The sequence below is a fragment of the Streptomyces sp. NPDC060232 genome (assembly GCF_042726555.1).
Lineage (GTDB): Bacteria > Actinomycetota > Actinomycetes > Streptomycetales > Streptomycetaceae > Streptomyces.
In genome coordinates, this window is sequence record NZ_JBHXAG010000001.1 from 885,672 (window position 1) to 896,237 (window position 10,566).

The 10,566-nt window shown below is 69.4% G+C and carries 8 protein-coding genes and 2 pseudogenes; 4 read left to right on the top strand and 6 right to left on the bottom strand.

What is annotated here, in order from left to right; all coding sequences use genetic code 11:
• Positions 1-31: 31 nt before the first annotated feature.
• Positions 32-928, bottom strand: coding sequence for a phosphotransferase (locus ACFWFZ_RS03995; protein WP_387116145.1), 897 nt, complete (start codon positions 926-928; stop codon positions 32-34).
• Between the two features lie 182 nt (positions 929-1,110).
• Here ACFWFZ_RS03995 and ACFWFZ_RS04000 point away from each other — a divergent pair, with 182 nt between their 5' ends.
• Positions 1,111-1,356 carry a hypothetical protein gene (locus tag ACFWFZ_RS04000; protein WP_387116148.1) on the top strand — a complete coding sequence of 82 codons (246 nt, stop codon included), beginning with the start codon at positions 1,111-1,113 and terminating at the stop codon, positions 1,354-1,356.
• A 16-nt stretch (positions 1,357-1,372) separates the two neighbouring features.
• Positions 1,373-1,858 (top strand): hypothetical protein, encoded by a 486-nt coding sequence (locus ACFWFZ_RS04005; protein ID WP_387116151.1) that lies wholly within the window; start codon positions 1,373-1,375, stop codon positions 1,856-1,858.
• Positions 1,859-2,599: 741 nt separating this feature from the next.
• Here the strand turns inward: ACFWFZ_RS04005 and ACFWFZ_RS04010 are convergent.
• From ACFWFZ_RS04010 to ACFWFZ_RS04025, 4 genes and pseudogenes are all read right to left on the bottom strand, one after another.
• Positions 2,600-4,294, bottom strand: a complete 1,695-nt coding sequence (locus ACFWFZ_RS04010; RefSeq protein WP_387116154.1) for an alkaline phosphatase D family protein — start codon at positions 4,292-4,294, stop codon at positions 2,600-2,602.
• A 317-nt stretch (positions 4,295-4,611) separates the two neighbouring features.
• Entirely contained in the window at positions 4,612-5,460 is an 849-nt protein-coding gene (locus ACFWFZ_RS04015; RefSeq protein WP_387116157.1) for a hypothetical protein, read from the bottom strand.
• A gap of 305 nt (positions 5,461-5,765) precedes the next feature.
• Positions 5,766-5,965 (bottom strand): annotated as a pseudogene (locus tag ACFWFZ_RS04020) (IS5/IS1182 family transposase); the annotation flags it as partial.
• A gap of 50 nt (positions 5,966-6,015) precedes the next feature.
• A complete protein-coding gene (locus ACFWFZ_RS04025; RefSeq protein ID WP_387116160.1) occupies positions 6,016-7,278 on the bottom strand; it encodes a cation:proton antiporter in 1,263 nt (420 codons plus the stop codon).
• A gap of 58 nt (positions 7,279-7,336) precedes the next feature.
• Between ACFWFZ_RS04025 and ACFWFZ_RS04030 the strand changes: the two are divergent.
• Positions 7,337-8,179: pseudogene (locus tag ACFWFZ_RS04030) on the top strand (site-specific integrase); the annotation flags it as partial.
• Between the two features lie 73 nt (positions 8,180-8,252).
• On the opposite strand, the gene ACFWFZ_RS04035 reads toward ACFWFZ_RS04030, so the two are convergent.
• Complete coding sequence (locus ACFWFZ_RS04035) at positions 8,253-9,122, bottom strand: DUF2690 domain-containing protein (RefSeq protein ID WP_387116163.1); 870 nt, start codon at positions 9,120-9,122, stop codon at positions 8,253-8,255.
• Between the two features lie 238 nt (positions 9,123-9,360).
• Here ACFWFZ_RS04035 and ACFWFZ_RS04040 point away from each other — a divergent pair, with 238 nt between their 5' ends.
• A complete protein-coding gene (locus ACFWFZ_RS04040; RefSeq protein WP_387116166.1) occupies positions 9,361-9,969 on the top strand; it encodes a L,D-transpeptidase in 609 nt (202 codons plus the stop codon).
• Positions 9,970-10,566 lie beyond the last annotated feature (597 nt).

The window sequence follows — 10,566 nt, forward strand, 5'->3', positions numbered from 1 at the left end:
AAGATCGAGAACAGGTGCAAAGAAGCGTGCCTCAAACGCCCTTCAGAACACGATCAAGTGCCGCCCGGCCTGCAGGTCCCCAGCGCGGCTTGCCGCCGGGAAGGCCCCGATCTCCGTTCTGCCCCATGAGCATCAGGAACAGGCTCTTCATAGCAGCCAGCCCGCGGGCGCGCCGGATCGCCGCCGCGTCTGCATGCGCGTACATGTCGAAGAACCGTGAGGCCGTGCCCGCGGGCAGCAGCACCCATGCGGCGGCGAGGTCCCACGCCGGATCGCCGGCGAACATGGCACCGAAGTCGACGATGCCCGAGAGCGTTCCGTCCGAGACGACGACGTTCGCGGGATGGAGGTCGCCGTGCACCCACACCGGCGGGCCCTCCCACGCGTCGGCCGCAACGGCGTCGTCCCAGACGGCCCGGACGTCAGCAGCGATGTCGTCGGGGACAACGGCCTGGAAGAAGTTCTCGAAGCCGTCCGTGCAATTCCTGGGATGGGCACCGAAATCCGTAGAGATCGGCGCCTCGGCGGGCGCCTCCACATGGAGCGCCCGGAGGAAGCCCGCCAGCGTGTCGGCCGCGTGGGCGCCGCGGCTGATCGAGCCGTGGTCCAGCGGCTCGCCGGCAACCCACGTCATCACGGTCCAGTGCTTGGGAAAGCGCTCGGACGGGTCCCCGAACCGCACCGGGAGCGGCACCGGGAGCGGCAAGCGCGGGGCTAGCACCGGTAGCCACCGCCGCTCCTTGAGCTGGAGCTCCGGAGTGGGGTCCATGCGCTGCATGCGCACAGCCAACTCGTCCCCGAGGCGCCACATTTGATTGCCCCAGCCGCCCGCCACCTCCCGGATGGCCAGCCCTGCAAGGTCTGGATGTTGCTCCTGCAGCAGGTCGCGGACCAGGTCTGCGGTGATCTCGATCTCGGTGTCGGTCATGCGAAGTCACAGTACTGAGGCGGCAGGCGGAGCGGCTCTCGCTCCGGAACACTCGCTGTGATTCCTCTGGCATCACCAATCCGGTTACAGAGAGCTGCAGATGAGAGGCTCTGGGACGCCCAGCCTCCAAGTTCAGAGAAGCCTGCATCCGCTGCCCTGTCCTGCGGCCTGATCCCGAGCAGATGCCCCGATTGGAAGAGATCCACGCGAACCTGCTCGACCGGCTCCAGGAGGCCAAGGAACAGGGATGGCTCGGCGAGGTAGCCGCGATCGAGGCCAGCCTCGCCGCCGCCGAGCAGAAGCTCGCCGCCATGCGCGACCTCGCGGTCCGGCATACCACCGTCCACCTGGGCATGCCCGATCTCCGTGACGTCGTCGCGCGCGTCGACTCCGAGCAGCGAAACGAGGATGCGAAGCGGCAGGCCTGAGCACTACAACGAGGGGATGACCGTCTTCCTCTGTTCCAAGTGCGGCACCGCGATCACGCCGGAGCTGGCCGAGCTTGCCGCCATCCCTGACGTCTCCGACGACGAGCGCGACCGGGACAAGGAGACACGCCGGGCACCTTCCACCGTTCCGCGGGGCCACTACGTGATCGATCCCGAGCCCTGGGGACCTCCCTACGTCGTGCAGGACGATCAGGAGCGCCCGCAGCCAGCTCAGTCGCGCGGACCTGTGGTCTGCCGTGAAGAAGGATTCGTCATCTGGGCGGGCAGCCGACATACGGTGCTGGTGCACCCTGATGACGCCGCTGGCCTTCAGCCCCTGCCCAACTGGGAGAACAGCAGTGGGTGCTGCGGACCGACAGGCGACGAGGGACTCAACCGGGCCTGCCCCTGCGGCGCTCCGGTCGCGACCCTCGCGGCCGACTGCTTCGGGCCCTACGAACTGCACCTCGACCCCGTCCGGACCTACGCGTTCTCCCAGTAAGACCGTGTCGGAGCAGGCCGGCTGCGTCCATGGTCACCACGCCGTGCAGGTCGATCATGAACGCGCGTGGACGGCGACGTCCTCCGGCGCCTGCTGAAGCACCGTCGCCCCCGCTTCCTCGTCGAGTCCCCCGCCAACACTGACCAGGACAGAGCTGCCACAGTGCTGAATGCCCGTGGTGATCATCCGGTCTCTTTCCCCCGAAGGCAACGGGCCCGCGGGGCCACCATCCTGGCCCGGCGCGTGACGGCGGCGGCGCGAGGCGCGCTGACGCCCGGCTTCCCGACAGCGAGGGAAGAGGCGCTCTACGCCATGGCGGCGGCCCCGGCTTCCAGGACAGCGCGCTGCACGGCCACCGCGCGCTCCTCTTCGCCTCCGCAGACCACGGCGGCCGACTGCTTCCGCAAACCCGGAGCGGCTACTCATCCAGGACAGGTTCCCCGTCCTGGTCGCCGTTGCGAGAAACTGCCCGAGAACCTGGCCCTCGACGGCGACCTCGCCGTCTGGGACACCGCCGCCGGCCGGCTGTTCTTCGAAGCCCTCCAACGCCGGGCCACCCCATCGGCAAGGGCACCGATGGGGGCCGGCTGGCAGTGGCCCGCGACCAAGACGGTCCCGTGCTTGGCCGGCAGCCTCCCGAACATCTCGCGAAGCTTGGGCTCGCTGTTAGAGGCCCGGTGACCCCATCGGTGAGCCTCCAAGAAAGTACAAGAAAGTAATGGGGGACCGTCCGGCGGGGCGTCAACTTCCGTCCGTCAGACTGCGGTCCAGGACGCCGATGAGCCGCGCTCCCGCACGGTCCGTCCCGCGGCGCCCCCGCTTGGCACCCGCCGAGGCCCTCTCCAGCCGCAGCCGCGCCGAACGTCCGCGCAGCGTCAGCGTCATCAACTGGTTGCCGAACCACGGTCCGCCGGTACGCCCCCACCGGACCGCCGGTCTCGCAACCCGTCCGTGGCGGGCGAGGAGATGCCCGATCCCCTTGGCGAACCGGCTCCAGCCGAAACGGAATCCGGCCCGTATGACCGTCGGCACAGAGTTGTGCAGCGGTGAGCAGGTGAACTGGAAGACACGGGAGCGCGGCTGCCGCCCGGTGGTCCAGACGGGCTCCGCCACATACGCGTGGTGCACGTCCCCGGAGAGCACGCACACCGTCGCCGGGGCCGCCTCGGCCCTCCCCACCTCGGCAACCGTCGCCGTCAGCCTTTCGAACGACGAGGTGAACGCCGCCCAGTGCTCCAGGTCCGCCCGTCGGCGCAGCCACTCGCCCACGCGCGCCCAGCGCGGCCCGCGTTCGCCGCGGCAGAGCGCCGCGTGCCAGCCCTCCGCGAAGTGGACCATCGGGGGCAGCAGCCACGGGAGCGAGGTCCCGACCAGCAGGTGGTCGACGCCGCCGGGGTCGTCGAACGCCTGCATCCGCAGCCAGGCGGCCTCCTCGGAGTCCAGCATCGCCCGGTGCTGCTCCTCCAGCACCCGCGCGGCCCGGGTGTCGACCATCAGCAGCCGCGTGCGGCCGAAGTCCCTGCGGTAGCTCCAGCGCACCGTCGCAGGGTCGGCGTCGGCGCGTTCGGCGAACTCGCGCAACACCTCCGTGCCGTCATCGGCCGCCAGTACCGCCGCGTACAGCTCGTCCTCGGCGAGCTCGGCGGGGGAGAGGTTCCCGAGGTGCTGATAGACCCAGTACGACATCAGGCCGCTGGCGATCCGCTCGCGCCACCAGGGCGTTGCCCGCATGTCGGCTACCCAGGCGGCGCTGGTGTTCCAGTCGTCGATGACGTCGTGGTCGTCGAAGATCATGCAGCTGGGTACGGTCGAGAGCAGCCAGCGCAGTTCGGGGTCGCCCCAGGACTCGTCATAGAGGCGGGTGTACTCCTCGTAGTCGGCGACCTGGTCCGGCGGGGCGGCGGAGCCGGTGCCGGCAGCCCGCCGATGCCGGGCGATCCAGGCGCGGGTGTCGGCGGACGTCTCGTCCGCGTACACCTGGTCGCCGAGGAGGAGGAGAACGTCCGGACGCTCGGCCTCCGGGTCGGCGGCGAGCCGGGCGGAGAGGGTGTCGAGGACATCGGGGCCCACCGGATCGTGCTCGCCCACAACAGGCGCCGCCCACCGGCACGAGCCGAAGGCGACCACCGCGCCCGTCGCCGGGACCGGCGGCGTGTGGATGGTGCTGGGCGGCTGGGGCGAGTCCGCGAGGGGCCACACCCGCTCGCCGTCGAGCAGCACCTCGTACGTTGTGGCGGACCCAGGGGCGAGTCCGGTCACGACCACCAGTGCGTAGTGGTGGCCGACGACGCAGAACGTGGGAGCCGAACCACCGCCGCCGCCCAGGCACCGGACCTCCGCCGTGCACGCCCGGTCGGTCTCGACCCACACCGTCGCGCTGGTGCCCGACTCCCAGTCCACGTGTCGCAGGAGCGGGCCCAGCCTCAGACCGGCCATCGCGAGTTCCCTTCCGGTGCTCCGCACGGTACGGAACGGCCGCTCTGTACAGTACTGAACGGCGGCGCGAACGGGGCCGTTGTGCTGCCCGGCCGCCCCGCGTCGGACTTGGCGGACACGGGAGCAGCGGGTCAGCAGCGACGGCCCGCGCCTTGAGGCCTGTATCGAGTTGCCCCGCGGCGTCGCGGCGCCCGGTGCGTGCCCTCGGCGCACGAGCCACATGCCCTAGTAGCTCCGCTACGAGGACATTCGTCCCGCACGCCGAGGGCACGCACCGAACGCCGCTCCTTGCTCCACGGGGCAACTCGATACAGACCTTAGACGGGCTCGGTGCACATGACGTAGAGGTCAATGTTGGAGCTCTGCAGGTTGTCGCTGCCCTGGGCCCACCAGCCGTCGCGCGAACCGGTCTCGGCCGCCTTGGCGGGGCGGCTGGAGATGAGGCTGGCCGCGGGCCCGTTGGCCGATGCGCCTCCACCGGCGACGACGGTCCCGGCGGGGCATGTGAGCAGGCCGCCGTAAGGGCGTTCGGAGGCGGTGTTAGAGCGGGTGACGGTCAGCGCGTAGACGGGGTCGTGGCAGACCGCGTGGACCACGGCGGTGGCCGTCTCCCATCCGGCGGTGCCGAGTGCCCACCGGGTGGGCTGGGCGGTGCCGCTGACCGGGGTGGGATACGACCTGCTCAGCCAGGCGTCGGACCCGTTGACCTCTCTGACCTCTCCGCCTCCGCCGAGGGCGACCTTCCCGGCCGGACACGACAATGCGGCCAGCTTGTCGTTGGGTGCCGGCATGGTGGCGCTCTGCATGATCTGGTAACCGTCGGGCGGGTAGGCGCAGACGGCGTAGGCCGTCAGGGTCATGCCGGGGGAGACCGTCTTGTAAGCGGACGCTCTCCAACCGACGGGCTGGCCGCCCTCGATCAGCGGGGCGCTGCTGACGAGCTGGATGTCGTGGCCCCAGGGGGTGCGGCCGAAACCGGCCTCGGCGCCTCCGCCGATCGGAACCTTGCGCTGCGGGCAGAGGACCCTTTGGGTCTGCAGGTCGCCGGCCCCGCTGCCCTGCTTGACGATCTCGACGCCGTAGATGCGCGACGCCGCAGTGGCGCCGTCCGCGTGCGTCGCTGCCTGCGAGACCGACGTTCCCGGGCCAGCTGAAGCCACCAGCATGCCGGCCACCACCCCCAGGGCGGCTACAGCGACCCGGGCCCTCTGCAAGATGTGCAGGAGACCTCTCTCGACGACCCCGTATGGATAGTTCTCAGTGATTGTGACATTGCTTAGCGTGGCCGGATTTCGCTGCGGCGGCACTCCCGCCGACTCGGAGTGAGGGCCGCTGGCGGCATCACCCTGGAAGGGCAGCACCCCCGAGAGCCAGCGCCCTCCTGGCAGCCTGCCGCCAGAAGCGGAGAGATCATCCGATCAGGCGGACGTGATTGCGCCACCGAACTGGATTAAGTCCCGGATTGTGGCGGGGGTTGTCTCCATAGGCCCCGGATCCGCCACATGGCGTCCAGCGACGGCCGGAGTTGGGTGACGTCGCGGCGATTGCCATCGGTACGCATGACGGCGGGCGGGGTTCCTCGGCGGTCGACCGTCAGATGGTGCTCGGATCCGGGCCGGGCGCGGTCAACGGGCGAGAGCCCGCCGTGCCCCCTTTGAGAGCCCGGACATGTAAGAGTCGTACTTGCTCCTGGGCTTCTTCGGCTACTGAGACTCCCCAGCTCAGGGAGGTGTGGGAGAGGTGTCGCGGAGCCGGTCGAGGCGGCGGATGACGGGGGTGGCGGTAGCGCCGTGCAGGAGGACAGACAGCATGACTGTGAAGGTGATGACGGTCCACAGCTGCTGCTCGTAGGGGCCGAAGTGGTCGCTGCGCCCGAGGGCGTAGGCGAGGTAGAACAGGGAGCCGATGCCACGGATCCCGAACACGGCCGTGACGATGCGTTCACGGCGGCCGGCTGCGCCGCCCAGCAGGCCCACCCATCCTGCGGCGGGCCGGACAACCAGGACGAGCACCAGTCCCACCAGGGCTTCCTGCCAGGTGAGCGAGGGAAGTCCGTCCGCGACGAGGTAGCCGCCGAGGAGGAAGAGCAGGAAGGCGGTCAGCAGCCGTTCGATCTGTTCGGTGAATTCGTGCAGGACCTTGTGGTAGCCGTGGCTGCGTTCGGCGGCACGGATCGTGCAGGCTGTGACGAAGACGGCCAGGAACCCGTAGCCCTGCAGCAGTTCAGTTGCTCCGTACGCCGTGAACGTGGCGCCGAGGGCGACGAACCCCTCCATGTGCTCGGAGAGCCGCAAAGCCGAAAGGCGAGCCTGGAAGAACATCAGCCCCAGCAGCCATCCTGTCAGGACGCCGACTGCCACCCCGATCGCGATCCGGGCCAGGACGTCGACGAGGACCCAGTTCGCGATCCAGGCGGTTGACTGCCCGGCGGGGACCGCGGCGAGGGCGAGGGCGGCGAGTACGAACGGGAAGGCGAGTCCGTCGTTGAGGCCGGCTTCCGAGGTGAGGCAGAACCGAACCTCGTCCTCGTCGTCGTCCGCGTCGGTCGGCTCACCCACCCGCACCTCCCCCGCGAGCACCGGGTCCGTCGGCGACAGCACGGCCGCCAGCAACAGTGCCGGTGCGAGCGGCCAGCCGAATACGAGAGCCGCGGTCACGGCCATCCCGGCGATCGTCAGAGGCAGACTGACGCCGAGGAGCCGCCACGTGCCCATCCAGCGGCGCCAGCCGACCGGCCGGTTGAGAGCCAGCCCGGCTCCCATCAGCGACACGATCACGCACACCTCGGTGGCATGCTCCACCCAAAGCCGCTGCCGCTCCGGATCGAGCACCGGGACCGACACCGGCAGTACCGCTACCAGGGCGCCGGCCGCGAGGAACACCATCGGCATGGACAACGGCCGGCGGAAGACGAGCCGGGGAAGCACGGCCGCGCCGAGCGCGCCGATGCCCAAAGCCAGGTAAACCGCATCGGAGAGCGTCACCTGTCCCATCCTGTCCCAGTCGAGCCCCTTCACACGGCCGACAGCGGAGGCGTGCTGGGGTGTCGGCCCGTATGCCCGGTGCCGATGTGAGGGCGGACCGCGGTCGGTATCGGACCGACGGAGTGGGCGGGGCTTGCGCGGCTCTGCCGGCGTAGAGGTGGCTGCCGATCGGTCTGCAGCCCCGCACATCCCGGCCTGGTGCAAGGGGATGCCCGACCCCGGCTCGAACACCCCGGTCCGCTCGCTCCAGGACCGCCATCGACCGCCTGATCGCGCGGCGCGACGTCGCCTGCGCGAGAAGGTCACTTACCTGATGCTCTACGAGACAGTCGCCCGTGCCGACGAGCTGCTCGGCGTGAACATCGAGGACCTCAACCTCGCCGCCCGCCAGTGCCGGGTGAAGGCCAAGGGCGCCAAGGCCGTCCGCCGCCCGGGCCGGGCCCGTGAGGACTACGCCACCGAGACGGTCTACTGGGACGCAGGCACCGCCCGGCTCCTTCCACGCCTGATCGGAGAGCGGACCCGCGGCCCGCTCCTCGTCACCCACCGCAAGCCCGGCCCCGGCAAGCTCCTCACCCCGCGCGACGTCTGCCTCGACTCCGGCCTGGCCCGCCTGTCCTACGGCCAGCTGCGCGCCCTGCTGGACCGCCACACCTGCGTCGGCGGCGAGGAGGGCACCGGCTGGGACCCGCACGAGTTCCGCCACTCCGGCCTGACCCACCTCGGCGAACAGGGCGTCTCCCTGCTTCTGTTCATGGCGTAGTCCCGGCACAAGTCCCTCAGTGCCGCCCGGAAATACTTCGTGCCCGGCGCGGCCTTCCTCGCAGAAGTCACCAGCCTGCTCGCCCCCGGCGACCGCTGCGCCGAAAGAACAACGCTCAGCCCGCGAGGCTCTTTCTGATCTGGGGTGATCTCGGGGGCGGGCGGTGGCCTGTTGCCGGGCGCAGGGTGGAAAGTGTCGGCTCTGCAGCCGATCACGGTTTGGCGGTTTCGGTGGCACACACGGTGCCGCGGTCGTCGATGATCGCGCAGGCCCGGGCCTCGCCTGGGGTGAGCGCGGCAACCATCCGGGTGTGGGCGTCGTGGCCGTACTGCTGGCGGTACTCCTGGGCGTGCCCCTGCTTCGGGGTGACCATGATCCGGTCTCCTTCCGAGGTGCCGCTCATCTTGGCCCAGGCGGCGTGGCACACGGCGCTGTAGCGCAGTTCAACCCGAACGCCGTACCCGTGGCCGGTGTACGCGGTGGTGGCGTCCTTCGAGCATGTCGTGGTCGCCGGCTCAAGCGACGCGCACGAGGCCCCGTCGCATGTTGCGGTCGGCGTCGGCCGGACCGGGGCTGTCGATGGGGAGGCAGAAGAAGGGGATGCACCCGCATCCTTGTCCGCGTAGTGGAAACCAACCCAAGCCAGTGTCCCCAGAACCACGACCGCCACCACAGTCCAGGCCACCAGCCGCTTCTTCCTGGCATGTGGCTGCGGCGATGGTTGGTCCTGCTGCGGCGTTACGCACTCAGGTGCCGGCCTCTGCTTTGGGACGTGTGTGCTTTCCTCTACCGCGCGGCGGTGGAGGGCCAAGGCCTTGTCGAGCTGCGGATCGCTCAACGTGGACTGCTCAGGCTTGGCACAGATCCGCCATAACGCACCAATCGACTCAGGTTCGGGCAGGCTCTGCCCCGACTCCCATCGCGAAACCGTCGGCTGACTGGTGTTGAGCTCCTTGGCAACCCAAGGCTGGCCCCGGTTGTTCGCCACACGCCAACTCCTCAGGAGCTGGCCCAGTTCGACGCGCGCGGGAACGACTGCCTGCTGACCGTCCAGAGCATCGGCATTCTGCTGAGCGTCCACCACGCGCCCCCTCTGTCCACGACCTAAAACACCAGTTCAAAGCCCATACGCGAGGCCGTGTATATACACGTATGGCCGGTGCCTCGGACACCGTAGAGCCAACGAGGAACACGCGGCAAAGTTGCTGACAGCCGGCGCGAACGTCCGGCCAATCCCGCCTCCGACTGTCCCTGGCAGCGCCATGCCCTGCCGCGGTCCGGACAACCTCGGAGGCACGACACGAAAAGGACGAACGACTGTGAACAACGCAACCCGCTCCCGCGGCATCGCCACTGCGGCGGCCTCGCTCGCAATGCTCACCGTGGTCGCTCTGTCGGCGCCCGCCACCGCTGCCGCATATGACGGCGACCCCGCAGGGGGATCGGCGCGGCCCCCCGCGAACTCGTCCGCCTACCTGAAGTTCACCAAGAACTGGAAGCACCCGGACCGCTCGACCCTCTCCCTTGTCAAGGGCGGCCACGTGGTCAAGAGCTACCGTGCCGGGTCCGGCTTGGGATCCACGAACGACTGCCTCAGCAACAGGGGATGGCTGCCCAGCGGCACCTACCAGGTGAAGGGACACCAGACCAGCCGCGACAGCACGGTCAAGGGCTACGCCATCCAGCTCTCCAACAAGGAGTGCCACCCCAAGTCGGGGAAGAAGAAGGACGCCGTCACCCGCGATGATCTGTTCATCCACAGCGAGATGACCAAGAACGGCGGCCGCGGCTCCACCGAGCCCACCCGATGGGACGGTGACAGCGACTACAAGTCCTATGGCTGCATCAAGCTGCGCCCCGATCACATCAAGGACCTGTTCTCCCGTCTGAAGAACGACTGGCCGAACCTGACCCTGCGGGTCGGCTGACACACAGAGCCGAGCACTTGGCCGACAAGCGTGACCCCCGGCAGCACACCGCCGGGGGTCCATGTCCGCAATAGCGGCTGCGCTTCCCAGGTACAGCACAACGAGACTTCAGAAGCCGTATCTCAACCGAACAATGTGCGTACCGTTCGAACAGCCTTCCCGCCCAGGTGTAATTCCCGTTGTCCGCGCGTGAAGACAGTCCTTTCGGTAACTCGGGGATGCGAGTCTGACTGCGCAGTGCCGGGAGGCACCGATGTCGCTGTTATGCGTGTACGAGCCCGTCCAGTTCAACTTGGTCGCACAATCGTGTGATTGCTTCGTGCGCATGTGTGGCAACGCGGCCGACCATCCCGATCGCCTGCACCGGTATCCATCGGACTTGACGGACGCGGAGTGGGCCGAGATCCGGCCCTTGCTGCCGGTCCCGGCCTGGGGGGCTATTGCCCCCACCAACGGGATGCGATCCGCCACCGGGTCGCGGGGGGGGGGGGGGGGGGCCCCCCCGCCGGGGGGGGGCTGCCGCCGAAAGCGGTGCCCGTCCCGTCCAAGCGGCTGGCCCGCGGCAACGCCCTCCCCGCCCAACCGAACGGTGCGGGC